This window comes from Streptomyces sp. NBC_00076, from assembly GCF_045041235.1.
Classification (GTDB): Bacteria; Actinomycetota; Actinomycetes; order Streptomycetales; family Streptomycetaceae; genus Streptomyces.
Window position 1 is genome coordinate 1710679 of the sequence record NZ_CP108242.1, and the last position, 20573, is coordinate 1731251.

The 20573-nt window shown below is 71.7% G+C and carries 20 protein-coding genes; 12 read left to right on the top strand and 8 right to left on the bottom strand.

Annotated elements, in window-relative coordinates; translation table 11 throughout:
- Positions 1-16 precede the first annotated feature (16 nt).
- From OHA64_RS07870 to mug, 3 genes are read left to right on the top strand one after another with little or no spacing between them, the layout of a single operon-like run.
- Complete coding sequence (locus OHA64_RS07870; protein WP_405623895.1) at positions 17-103, top strand: hypothetical protein; 87 nt, start codon at positions 17-19, stop codon at positions 101-103.
- Positions 104-162: 59 nt separating this feature from the next.
- Positions 163-1605, top strand: coding sequence for an adenylosuccinate lyase (gene purB, locus OHA64_RS07875; protein ID WP_405609949.1), 1443 nt, complete (start codon positions 163-165; stop codon positions 1603-1605).
- A complete protein-coding gene (mug, locus tag OHA64_RS07880; protein ID WP_405623896.1) occupies positions 1602-2150 on the top strand; it encodes a G/U mismatch-specific DNA glycosylase in 549 nt (182 codons plus the stop codon). The genes purB and mug overlap by 4 nt, the downstream gene beginning before the upstream one ends.
- Before the next feature lie 99 nt (positions 2151-2249).
- Here mug and OHA64_RS07885 read toward each other — a convergent pair whose 3' ends face one another.
- The 3 genes from OHA64_RS07885 to OHA64_RS07895 are packed head-to-tail and all read right to left on the bottom strand — an operon-like array spanning position 2250 to position 4399.
- Complete coding sequence (locus tag OHA64_RS07885; protein ID WP_405609952.1) at positions 2250-2696, bottom strand: hypothetical protein; 447 nt, start codon at positions 2694-2696, stop codon at positions 2250-2252.
- A gap of 57 nt (positions 2697-2753) precedes the next feature.
- Positions 2754-3476 carry an ABC transporter permease gene (locus OHA64_RS07890; RefSeq protein WP_405609955.1) on the bottom strand — a complete coding sequence of 241 codons (723 nt, stop codon included), beginning with the start codon at positions 3474-3476 and terminating at the stop codon, positions 2754-2756.
- Positions 3477-3478: 2 nt separating this feature from the next.
- On the bottom strand, positions 3479-4399 hold the full coding sequence (locus OHA64_RS07895; protein ID WP_405609958.1) for an ATP-binding cassette domain-containing protein: 921 nt from the start codon (positions 4397-4399) through the stop codon (positions 3479-3481).
- Between the two features lie 109 nt (positions 4400-4508).
- Between OHA64_RS07895 and OHA64_RS07900 the strand changes: the two genes are divergently transcribed.
- The 3 genes from OHA64_RS07900 to OHA64_RS07910 all read left to right on the top strand — a co-directional run bounded on the left by OHA64_RS07900 (position 4509) and on the right by OHA64_RS07910 (position 7718).
- Entirely contained in the window at positions 4509-5660 is a 1152-nt protein-coding gene (locus OHA64_RS07900) for a sensor histidine kinase (protein ID WP_405609961.1), read from the top strand.
- Positions 5661-5674: 14 nt separating this feature from the next.
- Positions 5675-6337, top strand: coding sequence for a response regulator (locus OHA64_RS07905; RefSeq protein ID WP_405609964.1), 663 nt, complete (start codon positions 5675-5677; stop codon positions 6335-6337).
- A gap of 223 nt (positions 6338-6560) precedes the next feature.
- A complete protein-coding gene (locus OHA64_RS07910) occupies positions 6561-7718 on the top strand; it encodes an ROK family protein (protein WP_405609967.1) in 1158 nt (385 codons plus the stop codon).
- A 163-nt stretch (positions 7719-7881) separates the two neighbouring features.
- On the opposite strand, the gene OHA64_RS07915 is transcribed toward OHA64_RS07910, so the two are convergent.
- Positions 7882-8643, bottom strand: coding sequence for a GntR family transcriptional regulator (locus tag OHA64_RS07915; protein ID WP_405609970.1), 762 nt, complete (start codon positions 8641-8643; stop codon positions 7882-7884).
- A 222-nt stretch (positions 8644-8865) separates the two neighbouring features.
- Positions 8866-9750, bottom strand: a complete 885-nt coding sequence (locus OHA64_RS07920; protein WP_405609973.1) for an RNA polymerase sigma-70 factor — start codon at positions 9748-9750, stop codon at positions 8866-8868.
- 217 nt (positions 9751-9967) lie between these two features.
- On the opposite strand from OHA64_RS07920, the gene OHA64_RS07925 reads away from it, so the two are divergent.
- The 5 genes from OHA64_RS07925 to OHA64_RS07945 all read left to right on the top strand — a co-directional run bounded on the left by OHA64_RS07925 (position 9968) and on the right by OHA64_RS07945 (position 17367).
- Complete coding sequence (locus OHA64_RS07925) at positions 9968-10801, top strand: alpha/beta fold hydrolase (protein WP_405609975.1); 834 nt, start codon at positions 9968-9970, stop codon at positions 10799-10801.
- Positions 10802-10961: 160 nt separating this feature from the next.
- Positions 10962-12383 (top strand): PLP-dependent aminotransferase family protein, encoded by a 1422-nt coding sequence (locus tag OHA64_RS07930; protein ID WP_405609978.1) that lies wholly within the window; start codon positions 10962-10964, stop codon positions 12381-12383.
- Positions 12384-12530: 147 nt separating this feature from the next.
- Positions 12531-14117 (top strand): alkaline phosphatase D family protein, encoded by a 1587-nt coding sequence (locus OHA64_RS07935; protein WP_405609981.1) that lies wholly within the window; start codon positions 12531-12533, stop codon positions 14115-14117.
- A gap of 193 nt (positions 14118-14310) precedes the next feature.
- A complete protein-coding gene (locus OHA64_RS07940) occupies positions 14311-15597 on the top strand; it encodes a GNAT family N-acetyltransferase (protein ID WP_405609984.1) in 1287 nt (428 codons plus the stop codon).
- A 78-nt stretch (positions 15598-15675) separates the two neighbouring features.
- A complete protein-coding gene (locus OHA64_RS07945; RefSeq protein ID WP_405609987.1) occupies positions 15676-17367 on the top strand; it encodes a DUF885 domain-containing protein in 1692 nt (563 codons plus the stop codon).
- Between the two features lie 58 nt (positions 17368-17425).
- On the opposite strand, the gene OHA64_RS07950 is transcribed toward OHA64_RS07945, so the two are convergent.
- From OHA64_RS07950 to OHA64_RS07960, 3 genes are all read right to left on the bottom strand, one after another.
- A complete protein-coding gene (locus tag OHA64_RS07950) occupies positions 17426-18649 on the bottom strand; it encodes an RNA-guided endonuclease InsQ/TnpB family protein (RefSeq protein ID WP_405609990.1) in 1224 nt (407 codons plus the stop codon).
- Between the two features lie 315 nt (positions 18650-18964).
- Complete coding sequence (locus tag OHA64_RS07955; protein WP_405609993.1) at positions 18965-19474, bottom strand: immunity 21 family protein; 510 nt, start codon at positions 19472-19474, stop codon at positions 18965-18967.
- Positions 19475-19517: 43 nt separating this feature from the next.
- Positions 19518-20003 (bottom strand): rhodanese-like domain-containing protein, encoded by a 486-nt coding sequence (locus tag OHA64_RS07960; RefSeq protein WP_405609996.1) that lies wholly within the window; start codon positions 20001-20003, stop codon positions 19518-19520.
- A gap of 122 nt (positions 20004-20125) precedes the next feature.
- Between OHA64_RS07960 and OHA64_RS07965 the strand changes: the two genes are divergently transcribed.
- Positions 20126-20572, top strand: coding sequence for an Lrp/AsnC family transcriptional regulator (locus OHA64_RS07965; RefSeq protein ID WP_405609999.1), 447 nt, complete (start codon positions 20126-20128; stop codon positions 20570-20572).
- Position 20573 lies beyond the last annotated feature (1 nt).

A 20573-nucleotide genomic window follows, 5' to 3' on the forward strand; every position in this document is an offset into this window, starting at 1 on the left:
GGACCTGGTCGCGGGACTGCGCGGCAGGACGCCGGCCTGCTGGTGCGCGTCGGAACCGTGCCACGCGGATGCGCCGGCCGCCCTCGCCGAGACGCTCTCGTAGGTTCCGACGAAGACACCCGTGGGGCTGGCCTGCGGGAATCGCCAGTAGAATCCGTACACGTGACTTCCGCTCCCGCCAAGCCCCGCATCCCGAACGTCCTCGCCGGACGCTACGCCTCCGCCGAGCTCGCCACGCTCTGGTCGCCCGAGCAGAAGGTGAGGCTGGAGCGTCAGCTCTGGCTCGCCGTGCTGAAGGCCCAGAAGGACCTCGGGATCGAGGTGCCGGACGCGGCGATCGCCGACTACGAGCGCGTCCTCGACCAGGTCGACCTGGGCTCCATCGCCGACCGCGAGAAGGTCACCCGGCACGACGTGAAGGCACGGATCGAGGAGTTCAACGACCTCGCCGGGCACGAGCACGTGCACAAGGGCATGACGTCCCGTGACCTCACCGAAAACGTCGAGCAGCTGCAGATCCGGCTGTCGCTGGAGCTGACCCGCGACCGTACGGTGGCGGTGCTCGCCCGGCTGGGCAAGCTGGCCGGTGAGTACGGCGAGCTGGTCATGGCCGGCCGCTCCCACAACGTGGCCGCGCAGGCCACCACCCTCGGCAAGCGTTTCGCGACGGCGGCCGACGAGCTGCTCGTCGCCTACGGCCGGGTGGAGGAACTGCTGGGCCGCTACCCGCTGCGGGGGATCAAGGGCCCGGTCGGCACGGCTCAGGACATGCTGGACCTGCTGGGCGGGGACGCGGCCAAGCTCGCGGAGCTGGAGCAGCGGATCGCCGGGCACCTGGGCTTCTCGCAGGCGTTCACGTCCGTCGGCCAGGTCTATCCGCGCTCGCTGGACTACGAGGTCGTGACCGCGCTGGTGCAGCTGGCGGCGGCGCCCTCGTCGCTGGCGAAGACGATCCGGCTGATGGCCGGGCACGAGCTGGTGACCGAGGGCTTCAAGCCCGGCCAGGTCGGTTCCTCCGCGATGCCGCACAAGATGAACACCCGCTCCTGCGAGCGCGTCAACGGCCTGATGGTCATTCTTCGCGGTTACGCGTCCATGACCGGCGAGCTGGCGGGCGACCAGTGGAACGAGGGGGACGTGTCCTGCTCGGTGGTGCGCCGAGTGGCACTGCCGGACGCGTTCTTCGCCCTGGACGGCCTGTTGGAGACGTTCCTGACCGTGCTCGACGAGTTCGGCGCGTTCCCGGCGGTGGTGGCGCGGGAGCTGGACCGCTACCTGCCGTTCCTCGCCACCACCAAGGTGCTGATGGGCGCGGTGCGCGCGGGTGTGGGCCGTGAGGTCGCGCATGAGGCGATCAAGGAGAACGCCGTCGCCTCGGCGCTCGCGATGCGCGAGCAGGGTGCCGAGCGCAACGAGCTCCTCGACAAGCTCGCCGCCGACGCGCGCATTCCGCTGGGCCGCGCCGAGCTGGACGCGCTGATGGCCGACAAGCTGTCCTTCACGGGCGCCGCCGCCGATCAGGTCGGCGTCGTCGTCGGCCGGATCGAGGAGATCGCCAAGCAGCATCCGGAGGCCGCCGGCTACACCCCCGGGGCGATCCTCTGACCCGCTTCACCCCCGAGGAGCTGGAGGCCGCCCGCGACCGTCTCGTGCCGGACGTCGTCGCGGACGGCCTCAAGGTGCTGTTCTGCGGCATCAACCCCGGCCTGATGACGGCCGCGACGGGCCACCACTTCGCCCGTCCGGGGAACCGGTTCTGGCCGGTACTGCATCTGTCCGGGTTCACCTCGAGGCTCCTGAAGCCGTCGGAGCAGCGGGAGTTGCTGTCGTACGGGCTCGGCATCACCAACGTCGTGGCGCGGGCGACCGCGCGGGCCGACGAACTGGGCGCGGAGGAGTACCGGGAGGGCGGGCGCCTGCTGGCGCACAAGGTGGCACGGCTGCGGCCCCGCCGACTGGCCGTGGTCGGGGTCACCGCCTACCGGGCCGCCTTCGACGACCGCAAGGCCCGGGTGGGGCCGCAGGAGCGGACGATCGGCGACACACGGGTGTGGGTGCTGCCCAACCCGAGCGGGTTGAACGCGCACTGGACCGCGCGGACGATGGCGGAGGAGTTCGCGCGGCTGCGGCTGGCTGCCGAAGCGGACTGAGGCCTGGCCGGTCGGTCACCGCGGGTCGCTGACCGCGAGTTGATCACGGCGGGTCGGTCACGGCGGGTCGGTCACCGCCAGTTGGTCACCGCGAGTTGGTCAGGGCGGGTCCGTTTCGGTCACCAGGACGAGGAGATGGATCCCGTCGCCCAGGTCCGCGTCCGCCACACCGACGGCGATCCAGCGGCCCGTGCCGTCCGGTTGCCACAGGTTCAGCTCGTCCACCAGGGTGCTGGCCGTCGCCCAGGGCTCCGGTATCGCCTCGCCGCGGTCGATGCGCACCACGAGCGTGCCCATCTCCCATGGTGGCTGCTGCGCACCCCAACGGTCGTCCAGCAGAAGGGTGATGTGCTTCTTGAGGGCGTGGAAGTCCTCCACGGTGCGCACTCGCCGCGCCGCGTCGCCCGTCCACGTCCCGTGGGTCGCCTCCAACGACACGATGCGGTAACCAGGTCCCTCCATGAGCACATCCGACTCGCTGTGCCCCCCGGTGAGGTCCCCGGTACACAGCGAGTCGATCCTGGCAAGGTATTTCGCGCTGTCCATGTGATCCAGTAAAGCGGGCGGCACTGACAATTGGCGGCGCGTCAGGCGCTTCCCGCCTCAGGTGTCCCGACGGAGTACCCTCCACGCCCCTGCCAGCAGCGCGGCCGCCGCCCACAGTGCGGTCACCGCGAGACCCGTCCAGGGACCGAGGGAGCCGCCCCAGGTCTGGTGGAACACCACCTGGCCCGCGCGGTCCGGCAGGTAGTCGGCGACCCCGGCCGACATGTCCCCGACCACGAAGGAGACGATGAGCAGGAACGGGATGAGGATGCTCAGCGTGGCGACCCCGCTGCGCAACACGGCGGTGAGTCCGGCGGCGAACAGGGCCATGAGCGTGAGGTAGATCCCGCAGCCGACCGCACCTCGCACGCCTTCGGCCCAGCTCATCCCGCGCGCGTCGGCCCCGAGAACCGCCCTGCCCACGGCCAGGCTCGCGGCGCCCGTGAGCAGACCGACAGCCAGGGACGGGACGGCGATCGCGACCGCTTTGGCCGCGAACCACCGGCCTCGCCGGGGAACCGCCGTGAGCGCGGCGCGCAGGGCGCCCCCTTGGACGTCGGACGAGACGGCCGTCGTACCGAACGCGATCGCCGCCATCTGGCCGAAGTTGAACCCGAAGAACGTCGAGAACAGCGGGTCGAAGTCCTCGTCGCCGGTGTCCAGCGCGCCGAGTGCGGAGAAGGCCGTCGTCACGAGCAGGACCGCGCACAGCGTTCCGACGAGCGACCGAAGGGTACGGATCTTGATCCACTCCGCGTGGAGCACGGGAACGAACGCCATGGTCATGCCTCCTGGTGCAGTGCGGTGAACTCGGCTGAGGTCGCCGTCAGATCGAGATAGGCCTGTTCCAACGTGGCCTCCTCCGAGGCGAGTTCGAGAATCGGGACACCGGCGGCCGAGACGAGGCGTCCGATGTCGTCCACGCGTGCCTCAGGCACGGTCCAGTGACCGTCCTCGTGCCGTACCGCGTCGTGGCCGTGGGCGGTGAGGACACTCGTGAGGGCGGTGCCGTCGGTCGTACGGATCCGCACCCGGGGTCGCACGCGCGCGTGGATGAACTCCCGCATCGGGGTGTCGGCCAACAGGCGTCCCCTGCCCAGGACGACGAGTTGGTCGGCGAAGGAGGCGGTCTCGTTCATCAGGTGGCTGGAGACCAGGACCGTGCGTCCCTCGGCCGCAAGCCGGCGCAGCAACTCGCGGAGCCAGATGATGCCCTCGGGGTCGAGGCCGTTGGACGGCTCGTCGAGCATGACCACCTCGGGGTCACCGAGCAGGGCGGCGGCGATGCCGAGGCGCTGACGCATTCCCAGGGAGTACGTGCGAACCCGGCGGTGCGCCACCGATGTGAGCCCCGTCTCCGCGAGCACCTCGTCGACCCGGGTGACCGAGACGCGGTTGCTCGCCGCCAGGACACGGAGGTGGTCGCGGCCGGTGCGGGAGCCGTGCGCGGCCTCGGCGTCGAGCAACGCGCCCACGTGGCGCAGGGGTTCGTCGAGCGTGGCGTAGGGACGGCCGCCGATCGTGGCGGTTCCCGAGGTGGGCCGGTCGAGGCCGAGGACGAGCCGCATGGTGGTCGACTTGCCGGCGCCGTTGGGGCCGAGGAAACCGGTGACCCTGCCGGGCAGGACACGGAAGGTGAGGGCGTCCACGGCGCGCCGGGTGCCGTACTCCTTGGTGAGGGCTTGGACGTCGATGCTGGTCATGTCGGCAAGCCTGGCCGTCGACGGCGGGTCCGGTCCTCCCCCGTGGGTGGAGATCCGCTCCCCCGTGCGGGGGAGGCCGATTGTCAGTGCCGGCTGGCACGATGCCCCAATGGCCCGCTTCCTGCGCCCGCTCCTTCGCGGGACGACGTACACGCGCTTTCTGCACCTGTGGGTGCCGATGCTGATCGTCAGCGTGTGGCTGTGGGTCGAGATGTCCTTGCCGTGGGTGCCCGCGCTCGTACTGATCCCGGTCGGTCTGATCCCGGCGGTGCGCCGGGGCGAGGGCGTGCAGGCGCGGTTGCTGCTGACCCCGGGCGAGCAGGGCACGGAGATCTCCGTGGAGCCGTCGGCGACCTGGCGGGACCGGCTGCGGACCGTGCTGTGGCTGGAAGCGCGCATGGTGCTGGGCGGCGTGGTGGGGGTGGCGACGGTCTGGCTGCCGGCGCTGTCGTACACGCTGGCGGAACTGGCGTACGGGAGAGTGCCAGAGTTTCCGGTCCTCAACGAGGCAACTCCGCACTGGGCGTTCGCGTTGCTGGTGCCGATCCCGCTGGTCGCGTTCTACGGACTCGTGGTCGGACTGGGTGAGTTGATCACCATGCTCGCGCACCGGCTCCTCGGGCCCTCTCCGGCGGAACGGCTCGCCGCACTCGAAGAACGCACGGAACAACTCATGGAACGCACCCGCATCGCCCAGGAGCTGCACGACTCCATCGGGCACGCCCTGACGGTGGCGGTCGTGCAGGCGGGCGCGGCGCGGGCGGCCGGCGATCCGGTCTTCACCGACCGGGCGTTGGAGGCCATCGAGGAGACCGGCCGGACCGCGCTGGAGGATCTGGAGCGGGTGCTCGGAGTCCTGCGGGAGTCCAAGCGGCCGGTGAGCAGCAGGCCGACGCTGACGGACGCCGACCGGCTGCTGGAGTCCGCCCGGGTCTCCGGTGCGAAGGTCGACGCCGAGTTGACCGGGCCGCTGGACACGGTGCCCGGCCCGGTCTCCCGTGAGGGCTACCGCATCCTCCAGGAGTCCCTGACGAACGTGCTGCGGCATGCGGGGGCCGTGCCCGTCCGGGTCCGTGTCACGGTCGGCGACGGCACGCTCGACCTGGCGGTGCGCAACCCGCTCACCGCCGCGATACCGGGGCCCGGGCGGGGCAACGGGCTGCGCGGCATACGCGAGCGCGCGGCCCTGCTCGGGGGACGCGCGCGGACCGGTCCGGACGAGGGCGACTGGCAGGTACATGTGGAACTGCCGTTGCGCTGATCTACGCTGGCCGCATGCCGGTCACCGTTCTCCTCGTCGACGACGAGCCCCTGGTCCGCGCCGGTCTGCGAGCCGTGTTGGAGGCGCAGCCCGACATCGAGGTCGTCGGGGAGGCGGCCGACGGGGCGGCGGTGATCCCGCTGGTGCGGCGGCTGCGGCCGGACGTGGTCGCCATGGACGTACGGATGCCGCTGCTGGACGGGATCGAGGCCACCCGCGCGGTGCTGCGGACGGTCGACGACCCGCCGAAGATCGTCGTCGTGACCACGTTCGAGAACGACGAGTACGTGTACGAGGCGCTGCGGGCCGGCGCCGACGGGTTCCTGTTGAAGCGGGCCCGGCCGGCCGAGATCGTGCACGCGGTACGGCTGGTCGCCGCGGGCGAGTCGCTGCTGTTCCCGGCGTCGGTGCGGCGCCTGGCCGCCGAGTACGGGGAGAGCGGCGGGAACCGTGCTGCGCGGGACGTGCTGAAGCGGGCCCGGCTGACCGAGCGGGAGGCGGAGGTCCTGCGGCTGATGACCCGGGGGCTGGCGAACGCGGAGATCGCCGCCCGGCTGGTCGTCGGGACGGAGACGGTGAAGTCGCATGTGAGCGCCGTTCTGGCGAAGCTGGGGGCACGGGACCGTACGCAGGCCGTGATCACGGCGTACGAGTCGGGGTTCGTCGCACCCGGGTGACCGGATCCGCGCGGTCGGGTCCATCACCGACACCGACCGGCTTCGTGCGGTCGGCGCCGCCGGGCTGACGGCTCCGTGTGGTGCGGCCGGCCCCTCTGCCGGGCTGACCGGCTCCTCGGGTGGCGGGATAGGAGGTGCGGCCTCCTGCCGCCCGGCACTCGCCGGGGTCCGCCGCGCCGAGTACGATCCGGCCAAACACGGGCACGAGCTGGGAGGACGGACGGTGGGGCGGCTGACCGGCGGGGATCCCTCACTGCTGCGGAGGATCAACTCCGCGGTGGTGCTGCATGCGCTGCGCGCCACGGACTGCGCCACCCTGACCGAGATCACCCGGGTGACAGGGCTGTCCCGGCCGACGGTCGAGGGTGTCGTCGAGGGGCTCATCGAGGCCGGGTACGTCGTCGAGAAGGCGGCCGACGAGAGCGTGGTCCGACGGCAGGGGCGACCGGCGCGGCGCTTCAGGTTCCGGGCCGAGGCAGGTCATCTGCTGGGACTGGAGATCGGGGCGCACCGCGTCGCCGCGCTCCTGTCCGACCTGGACGGCCAGGTGATCGGCGCGCAGGCCAAGGACGTCGACGAGACGGCGTCCGCGGACGAGCGTCTGGAGCGGCTGCGGACCGCGGTGGCCGACCTGCTGCGCCGGGCCGGGGTCGCACGCGGCTCCCTGCGGGCCGTCGGGGTCGGCACGCCGGGGATCGTCGAGGCGGACGGCACGGTACGGCTGGGCACGGCGCTGCCCGAGTGGACGGGGCTGCACCTGGGCGAACGGCTCAGCCGCTCCTTCAAGTGCCCGGTCCTGGTGGAGAACGACGCCAACGCCGCCGCGGTCGCCGAGCACTGGAAGGGCGCCGCGACCGAGTCCGACGACATCGTGTTCGTCCTGGCCGGGCTGAGCCCTGGCGCCGGCGCGCTGATCGGCGGGCGGCTGCACCGGGGCTACGGCGGGGCCGCCGGGGAGATCGGCGCACTGCACCTGCTGGGCCGGGAGGCGACCCCGGAGACGCTGCTGTCCACCACGGACGAGCCCCTGCACCCGCTCGACGAGCAGGCCGTCGCCGATGTCTTCGCCCTGGCCCGCGAGGGCGACCAGCGGGCCCGCGCGGCGGTGGACCGCTTCATCCAGCGGCTGGTGCACGACGTGGCGGCGCTGGTGCTGGCCCTCGACCCGGAACTGGTCGTGGTCGGCGGCTGGGCGGTCGGCCTGGACGGCGTACTGGAGCCGCTGCGGCGGGAGTTGGACCGGTACTGTCTGCGGCCCCCGAAGGTCGCCCTGTCACTCCTGGGCGAGGCGGCCGTGGCGACCGGCGCATTGCGGCTGGCCCTCGACCATGTGGAGGAGCAACTGTTCGCGGTGGAGGGCACGGTGACGGCCCGCCGCTGAAGTCGTCGGGCGGCGGGGCGTGCGCGGGCCGACGGGGCTGGGCCGATGGGGCTTCCGGGATGCACGCGGAGGTCCGATGCGGCTCATGGGGAAGCCCGCCGTGCTCACGCCCGGTGCCCGCGCCCCGGGGTTCCCGGGGCGCCGACGCCGTGGTGGTGTGCGGTCAGGACGCCTGGCGTTCCGGGTCCTGGTCGATCTCCACCGAGCCGGAGTCCCCGAAGGTCAGCCGGCAGGTGTCCGCGCGGTAGGTGGCCACGGAGACGGCGGCGGTGCGGCCGCCGGCGAAGTAGCGGGTGGTGACGACGAGGACGGGCGCCCCGGGGAGCCGGTCCAGCTCCTTGGCGTCGTCCGCGCGGGCGGAACCGAGCTCGACGGCGCTCTCCTGGCCCTCAAGCTCCAGCCGCTGCAGCTCACGCAGCACGCCACGCGCGCGTGCCGCCCCGGACGGGCCGTCGATCGCGGACAGTTCGGGCACCGCCGACGTGGCGATGTAGAGCAGTTCCGCGGCGACGCGCTGGCCGTGCGTCGTACGGGAGCGGCGCACCGTGTGCACGGGCTGGTCGTCGCCGGTCTCCAGCGCCGCGGCGACGGCCGCTGGCGGCACCTCCAGGGTGGAGTCGACGGGCTGCCAGACATCCCCGGCCGCGCCCTGCCAGTCAGGCTGCTCCGTGCCGACGGCCACACCAACACGGGGCGGAGCGACGGTCGTACCGACACCACGGCGGCGCTGCAGCCTGCCTTCGAGTTCGAGCTGCTCCAACGCCTGGCGGAGCGTGGCGCGGGCGACGCCGAAGCGGGCGGCGAGGTCACGCTCGTTGGGCAGGATCTCGCCCACGGAGAATTCGGAGTCCAATGCCTGACTGAGCACCGTCTTGAGATGCCAGTACTTCGGTTCCGGCACCGTTTCGAGCTGCGTGGTCCCCACCCTGTCCTCCGCAATCGCCGTGGTCCCGCGGCGTTTTAGCGCCCTTGTTTATTAAAGGTTGTTGCACTTCTCTGCGACCATAGGACGGCCCCCACCCTTGGTCAAGACCAATCCTCGATCGCCGGGGCCGGATCCGGACGGATCGCAGCGAAGCGTTCACGGAGCGTTCGCACGACGGCGCCTCGTGACACGACGTCAAAACCGGGCACGTCAACCCGGGTCTCAGACGAAGGCCAGAGCTTGCAGCTTGTCGGGGTTACGGATGATGTAGACGGACTGGACGCGTCCGTCCAGGACGTCCAGCTGCAGGACGGAGTCGGGCTTGTCGCCGGACAGGACCAGGAGCGCGGGGCCGCCGTTGAGCTCCAGGAAGCGGAAGGACAGGTCGGCGATGCCCTTCCCGGCGACGCCGACGAGGAAGCGGGCCACCTTGTCGGCCGTCTCCAGGACCCGCAGTGGAGCCTTGGACTTGCCGCCACTGTCGCCGACCAGTCGGACGTCCGGAGCGAGCAGGGACAGCAGCCCCTCCAGGTCACCCTCCGCGGTGGCGGCCAGGAACCGTTCGGTGAGGTCGCGCCGCTCGGCCGGGTCGACCTCGTAACGGGGTCGTCGCTCCTCGACGTGCCGACGGGCCCGGCCGGCGAGTTGACGTACGGCGGGCTCGCCCCGGTCGAGCACGGCCGCGATCTCGGCGTACGGGTAGCCGAACGCCTCCCTGAGGACGAAGACCGCGCGTTCCAGCGGTGACAGCGTCTCCAGGACGACAAGGACGGCGAGGGAGACCGTGTCGGCGAGCACCACCTGGTCCGCGGTGTCGGGCACGGCGTCCGTGAAGTCGGTGACGTACGGCTCGGGCAGCCATGGACCGACGTACGTCTCGCCGCGCGCCTTGACCTGGCGCAGCCGGTCGATGGCCAGGCGGGTGGTGACGCGCACCAGGTAACCGCGCGGCTCCCGCACCTCGCTCCGGTCGGCGGCCGACCAGCGCAGCCAGGCCTCCTGTACGACGTCCTCGGCATCGGCCACCCGCCCCAGCATGCGGTAGGCGACGCCCTGGAGAACGGGGCGGTGCGCTTCGAAGACGTCGGTCACGGTGTCGGCGCTCACCTCTCCATCCCAGCCGAGTCACGCGGCCGTGTCCAGGCGATTACGGGGCAGGCCCCCTCAGGCCTCGGGCACCAGGGTGTCAATGCGTCAGGGCGTCAGGGCGTCAGGGCGTCAGGGCGTCAGGAAATTCGGAGAATCCGGGGCTACCGGCTGGTAATAATTGCTGACAAGCTGTCTACCCCTTGTCGTCAGTGCCTCCCGGCCGAGGAGCATCCGCATGTCCGCCACCACCGTTTCCTTCGACGTGCCCACCCCGCGGGGTCCCCGGCCCGTCACCGTCTCGTACACGCGCGCGGGCAGCGGCGACCCCCTGCTCCTGCTGCACGGCATCGGGCACCACCGGCAGGCCTGGGACCCGGTGGTGGACATCCTCGCGGCGGAGCGCGACGTCATCACCGTGGACCTGCCCGGGTTCGGCGTCTCCCCCGGCCTGCCGGACGGGCTTGCGTACGACCTGCGTACGACGACGGCGGTGTTCGGCGCCCTCTGCGAGGCCCTGGAGCTCGACCGGCCGCATGTGGCGGGCAACTCTCTGGGCGGCCTGCTCGCCCTGGAGCTCGGCCGGGAGAAGCTCGCACGATCGGTCACGGCCCTGTCCCCGGCGGGGTTCTGGACGCAGGCCGAGCGGCGCTACGCGTTCGGCGTGCTGATCACCATGCGGCGGATGGCCGAGCGGATGCCACTCCCCCTGGTCGAGCGGCTGTCCCGCACGGCCGCCGGTCGCGCCGCCCTGACCAGCACCATCTACGCCCGCCCGAGCCGCCGTTCGCCCGAGGCCGTGGTAGCGGAGACGCTGGCGCTGGCACGGGCCACGGGGTTCGCCGACACACTCCGGTCCGGCGCCACCGTCCAATTCACGGACGACATCCCGGGCGTACCGGTCACCCTGGCCTGGGGTACGCGGGACTGGCTGTTGGTGCCGCGCCAAGGCGTGCGGGCCAAGCGGATCATTCCCGAGGCGCGGCTGGTGCGACTGCCCGGCTGCGGCCACTGCCCGATGAACGACGATCCCGCGCTGGTCGCCCGCGTCATCCTCGACGGCAGCCGCTGAGGGCCTTGAACGCGCCCTTCCGGGTCCGCCGTCGAGGGCGGTCGGCTCGGCGGCCGACGGAACGCGGGGGCGGGCGCGAGGGCAGGGCACGCGGGAGCGGGGGCGACCCCTCACACGAGCGAAGGCGGGTCGGGGCGCCCCAGGTCTAGGGTCCCGTTGCATGACGATCGAGTTGCTGCTCCATGCCGCGTCGGCGCCGGCCCGCGCGCGTGGTCGTGCCCTTCAGACGGCCCTGCGGGACGCGGTCCGCTCGGGGCGGCTCGCGGTGGGCACCCGGCTGCCGTCGAGCCGCGAGCTCGCGGCCGACCTCGGCGTGTCGAGGGGCCTGGTCACGGAGGCGTACGAGCAGTTGACGGCGGAGGGCTACCTGCGCAGTGGCCGCGGTGCCGGGACCTGGGTGGGCGACGCGGTGCGGGCCGCGCGCCCTCCCGCGCGTGACCTCGCTCCGCGCCCCGTCGGCGCCCGGGTCGACTTCGTCCCCGGCACACCGGACCTGTCGCTGTTCCCGCGCGCCGCGTGGTCCGCCGCCCAGCGCGGCGTCCTGGCCGAACTGGCGCACCATGAGCTGGGCTATCCCGATCCGCGCGGACTGCCCCGGCTGCGTACCGCGCTGGCCGAACTGCTCGCCCGCCGCCGCGGTGTGGTCGCGGACCCGGAACGGATCGTGGTGGTCTCCGGAGTGACCCAGGCGACCACCCTCCTCGGTTTCGTTCTCCACGCGCGCGGGATCCGCGCCGTCGGCGTCGAGGACCCCGGAAGCCCCCAGCACGCCGAGCTGTACGCGGCGGCCGGCGTCACCACGGTGCCCGTCCCGCTGGACGACGAGGGACTCGCCCTGGCCCCCCTGCGGTCCTCCGGCGTGCGGGCCGTGGTGACGACACCGGCCCACCAGTTCCCCACCGGGGTCGCCTACTCGGCGCGCCGACGCGTGGAGCTGCTCGACTGGGCACGGTCCGTGGACGGTCTCGTCCTGGAGGACGACTACGACGGCGACTTCCGGTACGACCGTGCCCCCGTGGGCGCGTTGCAGGGGCTCGACCCGGAGCACGTGGCGTACACGGGCTCGGTCAGCAAGTCGCTCGCGCCAGGGCTGCGGCTGGGCTGGCTGCTGGTCCCGGAGCCGCTCGTCGAGGAGGTCGTCGCGCGCAAGCGGACCCTGGACCTGGGCCATCCCGCGCTCGACCAGGCGCTGTTCGCCCGGTTCGTGGAACGCGGCGACTACGACCGCCAGTTGCGCCGCTGCCGACGCGCCTACCAGGAACGCCGGGACACCCTGCTTGCCGCCCTGCAAGAGCACTTCCTCGGCACGGAGGTGTCCGGGATCGCCGCGGGACTGCACGTCATCGCCGCGCTGCCGGAGCGCTACGGCCCCCAGGAACGGTTCCTGACGGAGGTGGCCGCGGCCGGGATCGCCGTACGCCCGCTGGCGCACTGCGGACACGCGCGGAACGAGACCGATGCCGGGACCGGAGCGGAGGCCGCCGAGAAGGAGAGTGTCCGCCTTGTCCTGGGATATGCCCACCTCTCTCCCGCGCGGATCCGTGACGGCGTACGGATGATGGCCGCGGCGGTCACCCGCTGACCGGCGTGATCGCCCTGCTCAGTGAATCGCACACAGGTTCCCTTGTTCCCGCGGCCAGTTGTTCACCTGCGGTTTCCGTGCGCGCTGCGGCGCCCCAGTAGTTGTGGCACTGCACACTGGCCGGATCCCGTCGCTGGAGGCGTATCCATGTCACACCGTCCGCTCCCCGGTCGCCGCAGCGTCCTGCGCGGCTCCCTGGCCGCCTCGGCGGCCCTGACCCTGCCCGCCACCCTCGGCGCGACGCCGGCCTTCGCCCTGTCCGGGCGCCCGAAGGCCGGTTGGGGCGTGCAGACCGGAGACGTGACCGCCGACTCCGGACTGGTGTGGGTGCGGTCCGACCGGCCGGCCCGGATGATCGTCGAGACGTCCGCGACCGAGTCGTTCCGCAACCCCCGCAGATGGCACGGTCCGCTGCTCGGCGCGGACACGGACTTCACCGGCACCACCCGACTGCGGGGGCTGCCGTCGGGCGAGCAGATCAACTACCGCGTGCTGCTCGCCGACCCCGACGATCCGCGCCGCACCGGCGAGCCGGTCACCGGCACCTTCCGCACCGTGTCGCCGCGCAGGCGCAACGGCGTGCGCTTCCTGTGGTCCGGTGACCTGGCCGGGCAGGGCTGGGGCATCAACCCCGACTTCGGCGGCTACACGATCTACAGGGCGATGGCCGGGCTCGACCCCGACTTCTTCCTGTGCAGCGGCGACAACATCTACGCCGACGGCCCGATCACGGCGACCGCGGCCCTGCCCGACGGCAGCACCTGGCGGAACATCACCACCGAGGAGAAGTCCAAGGTCGCCGAGACCCTGGCCGAGTTCCGCGGCAACTTCCGCTACAACCTGCTGGACGAGAACCTGAAGAGGTTCAACTCGCAGGTGCCGTCCGTCATCCAGTGGGACGACCACGAGGTCCGCAACAACTGGTATCCGGGCCAGACGATCGCGGAGACCGACACCCGCTACACGGAGAAGGACGTGGACGTGCTCGCGGCACGGGCCAGGCGGGCGTTCAGCGAGTACTTCCCGATCTCCACGCTGGCACCGGGCGCGCGTGACGGCCGGGTGTACCGGGTACTGCGGCAGGGCCCGCTGCTGGACGTGTTCGTGCTGGACATGCGGACGTACCGCAACGCCAACTCGGCCGACGACCAGACCGTGGACCCCCAGGGCATCCTCGGCCGGGAGCAGCTCGAATGGCTCAAGCGGGAACTGTCCCGGTCGCGTGCGGTGTGGAAGGTGATCGCCTCCGACATGCCGCTCGGGCTGGTGGTACCGGACGCCACCGAGGGCAAGCAGAACATCGAGGCGGTGGCGCAGGGCGATCCGGGTGCGCCGCTCGGGCGGGAGCTGCAGATCGCCGAGCTGCTGCGGTACGTCAAGCACCGTCGGATCACCGGCACGGTGTGGCTGACGGCCGACGTGCACCACACCTCGGCACAGCACTACCAGCCCTCGCGGGCGGCCTTCACGGACTTCGAGCCGTTCTGGGAGTTCGTGTCCGGACCGCTCAACGCGGGCGCCTTCCCGGCCAGCGCGCTGGACAACACCTTCGGCCCGGAGCGGGTGTTCGTGAAGGCTCCGACCGCGTCGAACGTGTCGCCCGCGGGCGGCTACCAGTTCTTCGGCGAGGTCGACATCGACGGCGACAGCGGGGAGCTGACCGTGCGGCTGCGCGAGCAGGACGGCAGCGTGCTGTTCACGCAGGTGCTGCAGCCGGGCCGGGTCGGCCAGTAACTCCCGTACCCCTCAACTCCCCTACCCTCGAAGGCGCGCCGCGCGCACCGGCGTCATCTCCCGGTGCGCGGCACCACGGCGCCAAGAACGCAACATCGTGGTACAAAAAGCAACGAACGGTACGGAAGCACACTTTACCCAGCAGTCACAGGGCGTTCGTGATCACGCAACACCATTCCTCCACAGTGGGTGCATGACTCGAAACATCTCTGTTGTGACACGTACCGGGGACGCTCGTCCCGTACACCCCTGGCAGCTCGTCTCGGCGGCCTTCCGTACATGGCTGTCACGCCGCCACGGTCACGCCCCACCGACGAGTGATACCGACGCCCGTCCGCTGCCCGAGGAGCAGCGGGCCGGGGAGAGCACGCTGTGGCGGATGCGGACGACGGTGAAGGACGAACCGGGCTCGCTGGCCGCCCTGTGCGCGGCTCTCGCCGGGCAGCGGGTCGACATCCTGAGCCTGCAGGCGCACCCGCTGGCCGAGGGCACGGTGGACGAGTTCCTGCTGCGCGCCCCCGCCGACCTCGCGGGGTCCGACATCACCCGGGATGTGGCGACGGCCGGCGGTGCCGACACCTGGATCGAGCGGGCGGACGCCCATGACCTGGTCGACGCGCCGACCCGGGTCCTCGGCCTGGCCACCCGTACGGCACTGGACGCGGCGGAACTTCCGCTGGCGCTACGGCAGTTGCTGGGCCGCTGCACCATCCGTCAGCTGCCCGCCAAATCCACGTCCGGAACCGTCCGGGGGCCTGGAGCCGTGCCCGTGGAAGGAGTACTGGAGGACACCGTGATGCGGCTGCGGGCGCCGGAGGGCGGGGTGATCACCGTGGAGCGGCCGTATCTGCCGTTCACCCCGACCGAGTTCGCGCGGGCCCGCGCCCTGGTGGAGCTGGACGCCCGCCTCGGCCCCCGGGTGCCCCGCAGCCAGGACGTGCTGACCCTGCCCGAGGGCAACGCGATCACCGTGCGCCGCGCCGACGCCGGCGACCTGGAGGCCGCGACGGCGATGCACGAGCGGTGCTCGGCGCGGACGCTCGGGATGCGCTACCACGGGCCGGTCGGTGACGCCGACCGCTATCTCAAGCACCTGCTCAGCCCGCGCTTCGGCCGGACCCTCGCCGTGCAGACCGCCTCCGGACGCATCGTCGGACTCGGGCACCTGCTGTGGGACGGGGACGAGACGGAGGTCGCGCTGCTCGTCGAGGACGCCTGGCAGCGGCGCGGCATCGGCGCCGAACTCCTCGGCCGGCTGGTGGGGATGGCCCTCGAGGCGGGCTGCGCGAGCGTGTACGCGGTGACGCAGTCGTCCAACACGGGCATGGTCGCCGCCATGCGCGGGCTCGGGCTCCCCCTCGACTACCAGATCGAGGAAGGCACCCTGGTGATCACTGCCCGCCTGGACACGGCCGCGGTCGGCGCACAACCGTCGTACGAAGGGGCACGGGAGTTCTCGGAGGAGATCGTGCGGGACTGATCTGATCGTGCGGGACCGATCGCGCCCTCGGCTCAATCCGAGTGACGCGCGACGGTCCCTCGTACGAGGATGGGCCGCATGTCAGAGACCAAGAGCCCGCTCCCCCGCGAAGTCGCCGACGCCTATGTCGACGAGCTCATCGCCCTCGACCCCGTCACCGGTACGTATCTCGGCGTGCCGGAGAGTTCGCGTCGCCTGCCCGATCTCTCGCCCGCGGGCCAGCAGGCGCTCGCGGAGCTGGCGCGCGAGACGCTCGCACGGCTCGACGAGGCCGAACGGCAGCCCGGCGCTGACAGCGACATCGAGCGTCGGTGCGCCCGTCTGCTGCGCGAGCGGCTGACCGCCGAGCTCCAGGTGCACGAGGCCGACGAGGGCCTGCGCACGGTCGGCAACATGGCGACACCGGCGCACTCGGTGCGCGACATCTTCAGCGTCACGCCGGCGACCACCGACGAGGACTGGACGGCGATCGCGGAACGGCTGCGCGCGGTGCCGACCGCGTTCGCGGGGTACCGCGAGTCCCTCGCGCTGGGCCTGGAACGCAAGCTGTACGCCGGTCCGCGCCCGACCGCCACCTTCGTCGGCCAGCTCACCGAGTGGGCGGACACGGACGGCAAGGGCACCGGCTGGTTCGAGGACTTCGCGGCGGCGGGGCCCGAGACGCTGCGCCCGGAACTCGACGAGGCCGCCCGTGCGGCGACCGCGGCCGTGGCCGAACTGCGGGACTGGATGCGCGACGTGTACGCGCCGGCCATCGAGGGCGCCCCGAACACGGTGGGCCGGGAGCGTTACGCTCGCTGGTCGCGCTACTTCAACGGCACCGACCTGGACCTCGACGAGGCGTACGCCTACGGCTGGGCCGAGTACCACCGTCTGCTGGCCGAGATGAAGCAGGAGGCCGAGAAGATCCTGCCCGGCGCCGAGACGCCGTGGGTGGCGCTGGCCCACCTCGACGAGCACGGCAGGCACATCGAGGGCGTCGACGAGGTCCGCGACTGGCTGCAGGGCCTGATGGACCAGGCGATCGACGCGCTGGACGGCACCCACTTCGAACTCGCCGAGCGGGTGCGGAAGGTGGAGTCCCGCATCGCCCCGCCCGGCGGCGCGGCGGCCCCGTACTACACGCCCCCGTCGGAGGACTTCTCGCGCCCCGGCTGCACCTGGCTGCCGACGATGGGCCAGACCCGCTTCCCGGTCTACGACCTCGTCTCGACCTGGTACCACGAGGGCGTCCCGGGCCATCACCTGCAACTCGCCCAGTGGGCGCACGTCGCCGGGAGCCTCTCCCGCTACCAGGCCTCGATCGGCATGGTCAGCGCCAACGCGGAGGGCTGGGCGCTGTACGCGGAGCGACTGATGGACGAGCTGGGCTTCCTCACGGACGCGGAGCAGCGGCTCGGCTATCTTGACGCGCAGATGATGCGGGCCGCCCGGGTCATCGTCGACATCGGCATGCACCTGGAGCTGGAGATCCCGGCGGACTCGCCCTTCCACCCGGGTGAGCGCTGGACGCCGGAACTGGCGCAGGAGTTCTTCGGCGCGCACAGCAGCCGTCCGGCGGACTTCGTGGAGAGCGAGCTGACCCGCTATCTGACCATTCCGGGGCAGGCGATCGGCTACAAGCTCGGCGAGCGGGCCTGGCTGCTGGGCCGGGAGAAGGCGCGCGAGCGGCGCGGCGACACCTTCGACCTCAAGGCCTGGCACATGGCCGCCCTGTCGCAGGGCTCGCTGGGCCTGGACGACCTGGTGGACGAGCTGTCCCAGCTTTGACATGCTCCTCGCCCTGAAGGGCGAGGATTCTGGCCTTCCTTGACTGGCTGCCGTGCCGCTACGCGGCACGGTTTCCGGTCGGGAATCCGTGGCTTCCTGTTTCTGCGCGCTGCGCCAGAACGGGTTCTGGTCTTACCGGCGCTCCGCAGGCTGATACCGCCAGTCCGGCGGCCGTTTTGATGTTGATCGCGGCGTTGGTGTCCCGGTCGTGGACGGTGCCGCAGGCGGTGCAGGTCCATTCCCGGACGTTCAGGGGTTTGGGTCCGTCCTTGACGCCGCAGGTGGAGCAGGTCTGGGAGGTCGGCTCGAACCGGCCGGTTTTCACCAGGGTGCGGCCGTACCGTTCCGCTTTGTACGCCAGCATGCTGATGAACGATGCCCATCCGGCATCGTGCACGGACTTGGCCAGCTTCGTGCGCGCCAGTCCCGCCACCGACAAATCCTCCACGGCGATTCCTTGGTTCTCGGCAATCAGTTTCGTGGAGAGCTGGTGGTGGAACTCACGGCGCGCGTCAGCAACTTCGGCGTGGGCGCGGGCGACCTTGAGGCGGGCCTTGGCCCGGTTCTTTGATCCCTTCTGCTTGCGGGACAGCTCCTGCTGGGCCTTCTTCAGTTTCTTCTCCGCGCGCCGCAGAAACCGCGGGGAGTCGATCTTCGTGCCGTCGGACAGGACGGCGAGGTGGGTCAGGCCTAGATCGATGCCGATGATGCGGTCGGTCTCCGGCATCCGCATCGCGTCGGTTGCGGGGTCGGTGTCGATGACGAAGGAGGCGACATACCTGCTGGCCCCGTCCTTGACGACGGTGACGGAGGTGGGAGTGGCGGGCAGAGTGCGGGACCATTTCACCTTCACCGCGCCGATCTTCGGCAGGCTCAGACGGCCACTGCCGGTGATACTCCAGCGGGCGTTGGCGGTGAACCGGACCGACTGCCGGGCGTCCTTGCGGGACTTGAAACGGGGCGAGCTTATCTTCGGCCCCTTCCGGGCGCCCTTGAGAGAGGCGAAGAAGTTGCGGTACGCGGCCTCGGCGTCCCGCAGGGACTGCTGGAGCACCACCGCGGAGACCTCACCCAGCCAGGACCGCTCGGCAGTCCGTTTCGCCTCCGTGATCAGCCGCGTTGACAGCTGACTGGCCGTCGGGAAAGGCCGCCCGGCCTTACGGGCGTCCTCGCGGGCACGCACCGCGTCGTTGAACACGACACGGGCGCACCCGAACGCCCGGGCCAGCGCGGCCTGCTGAGTGGCGTCGGGGTACAACCTGAAGGCGTACCGCAGCTGCATGACGATCACACTAGGCACGTCGAACCCACGTCGTCACCGGGAACGTGTGAACGATCTGTCACCGTCGCGAGCAGGGTCCGGATCCGCCGGAACGAGACCGCTACGCTCCGCGTCGCAACCACAAGATTCGCTCACCCCGGCCTGAAGGCCGGAGCACTGCGAATGATGTCCGGTAGTCGACCGCGGGGTCTGCCGCGGCCCGGCCCCGCCGGGTCGATCAGCCGTCCGGCGCTCCCTGCCCGTCTCCTCGCGTGGGCCGACAGCGCGAGGGAACGGAGGAGACGGGCGAGGAAACCAACGGGGAGGGGGCGGGGGTCACAGCCGCCGTAGCTGCACGAGGCCGAGCCAGGTCTCGGGGCCGGGTCTGACCTGGGCCGCGCGGACCGCGTAGCTGCCCGGCTCCAGGACGACACGCAGGTGGTCGGTACGGGCGGAGTCCTGGCCCGGCCAGGCCGCGTCGAACAGCACCACCGGTCCGGGCACCGTCCAGAGCACCTCGTCCTCCCAGGCCGCGGTGGCCAGAGCGGCCGGCACTTCGGCGAGCAGTTCGTCCTCGGAGTCCGCGGCTCCCCAGCGGACGAAGACGGCGTGGTCGGGCAGGAACGCGGTCGAGGCCGGTTCGTCCCCGAGGACCAGCGCCGCGGAGTCGCCCACCGGGAGCAGTCCGACGAACCCGTCGACCTCGCACGCCCGGTCGTAGTCCGAGGCCGTCTCGTCTCCGTCGGCGCCGGCCCAGAACGGCAGGACCGTCTCCGGCACCGCTATGAGCGGGCCACCGCCCGATTCCACCCACTCCGCCACGCCCGGCTCCGCGTATCGCACCATGCGCCAGAACCTACACGGCCGCAAAGTTCGCCGAACTCCCGCCTCAGCAACCGCAGTCGCGCGCGTCCACCGGAGCGGTCAGCGGGTCGGCGGCGCGGCGCCCACGGCCCTCCCAGGTCTCGACCTCGAAGCCCTCGCGCGACCAGTACTCGAAGCCGCCGAGCATCTCCTTGACCTGGTAACCGAGTTCGGCGAGGGCGAGGGCGGCCCGGGTCGCGCCGTTGCAGCCGGGGCCCCAGCAGTACGTCACCACGGGCACGTTCCGGTCGAGGAGCCGCTCGGCCTGCTCGGGGACGAGCGCGGTGGGCAGGTGAATCGCACCCGGAATGTGGCCCTGGTCCCAGGACTCGGTGGAGCGGGAGTCGAGGACGACGAAGCCGGGGTCGTCATCGTCCGCGAGGGCGGTCGCGACGTCCGACACGTCGGTGTGGAAGGCGAGGCTCGCGCGGAAGTGGGCGGCTGCCTCGGCCGGGGCGGCGGGGGTGACGCGCAGGACGGGGTTGGCAGGAGCGGTGCTGGTGGTGGTCATGGTCCGGCCTTTCGTGGCGGGGCTCGATGACCAGGAATCTACGGTCGCCGAGCCGGCCGCTGAAGGTGCGATCCACGGCACATCCCTTGAGCGGCCGGGGATTCCCCTGCTATCTCTCGGACATGACCGTCTATTCCCCGGACGCCACCGACTGGCGCATCCTCGACGTCCTCCAGCACAACGGCCGGGCCGGTTTCGCCGAGCTCGCCCGTGCGGTGTCCATGTCCGCGAGCGCGGTCACCGAGCGGGTGCGTCGGCTGGAGGAGGCGGGCGTCATCCAGGGGTACGCGGCCGTGGTGGACCCGGAGCGGCTGGGCCTGCCGATCCAGGCGTTCGTGCGTCTTCGCTACCCGAACGGCAACTACAAGCCGTTCCACGATCTGGTGGACGCGACCCCCGAGATCCTGGAGGCGCACCATGTCACGGGCGACGACTGCTTCGTCATCAAGGTCGTGGCCCGTTCCATGGGGCATCTCGAAGAGGTGTCGGGCAGGATCGGCGCGCTCGGCTCGGTGACGACGAGCGTCGTGTACTCGTCGCCGCTGCCGCGCCGCCCCCTGGGGCGATGAA

Excerpts from the sequence above, each read along its gene's own strand:
- OHA64_RS07885 (WP_405609952.1), bottom strand. The coding sequence starts at position 2,696 with ATGGACAGCGCGAAATACCTTGCCAGGATCGACTCGCTGTGTACCGGG.
- OHA64_RS07890 (WP_405609955.1), bottom strand. The coding sequence starts at position 3,476 with ATGGCGTTCGTTCCCGTGCTCCACGCGGAGTGGATCAAGATCCGTACC.
- OHA64_RS07895 (WP_405609958.1), bottom strand. The coding sequence starts at position 4,399 with ATGACCAGCATCGACGTCCAAGCCCTCACCAAGGAGTACGGCACCCGG.
- OHA64_RS07900 (WP_405609961.1), top strand. The coding sequence starts at position 4,509 with ATGGCCCGCTTCCTGCGCCCGCTCCTTCGCGGGACGACGTACACGCGC.
- OHA64_RS07905 (WP_405609964.1), top strand. The coding sequence starts at position 5,675 with ATGCCGGTCACCGTTCTCCTCGTCGACGACGAGCCCCTGGTCCGCGCC.
- OHA64_RS07925 (WP_405609975.1), top strand. The coding sequence starts at position 9,968 with ATGTCCGCCACCACCGTTTCCTTCGACGTGCCCACCCCGCGGGGTCCC.
- OHA64_RS07930 (WP_405609978.1), top strand. The coding sequence starts at position 10,962 with ATGACGATCGAGTTGCTGCTCCATGCCGCGTCGGCGCCGGCCCGCGCG.
- OHA64_RS07935 (WP_405609981.1), top strand. The coding sequence starts at position 12,531 with ATGTCACACCGTCCGCTCCCCGGTCGCCGCAGCGTCCTGCGCGGCTCC.
- OHA64_RS07940 (WP_405609984.1), top strand. The coding sequence starts at position 14,311 with ATGACTCGAAACATCTCTGTTGTGACACGTACCGGGGACGCTCGTCCC.
- OHA64_RS07945 (WP_405609987.1), top strand. The coding sequence starts at position 15,676 with ATGTCAGAGACCAAGAGCCCGCTCCCCCGCGAAGTCGCCGACGCCTAT.
- OHA64_RS07950 (WP_405609990.1), bottom strand. The coding sequence starts at position 18,649 with ATGCAGCTGCGGTACGCCTTCAGGTTGTACCCCGACGCCACTCAGCAG.
- OHA64_RS07955 (WP_405609993.1), bottom strand. The coding sequence starts at position 19,474 with ATGGTGCGATACGCGGAGCCGGGCGTGGCGGAGTGGGTGGAATCGGGC.
- OHA64_RS07960 (WP_405609996.1), bottom strand. The coding sequence starts at position 20,003 with ATGACCACCACCAGCACCGCTCCTGCCAACCCCGTCCTGCGCGTCACC.
- OHA64_RS07965 (WP_405609999.1), top strand. The coding sequence starts at position 20,126 with ATGACCGTCTATTCCCCGGACGCCACCGACTGGCGCATCCTCGACGTC.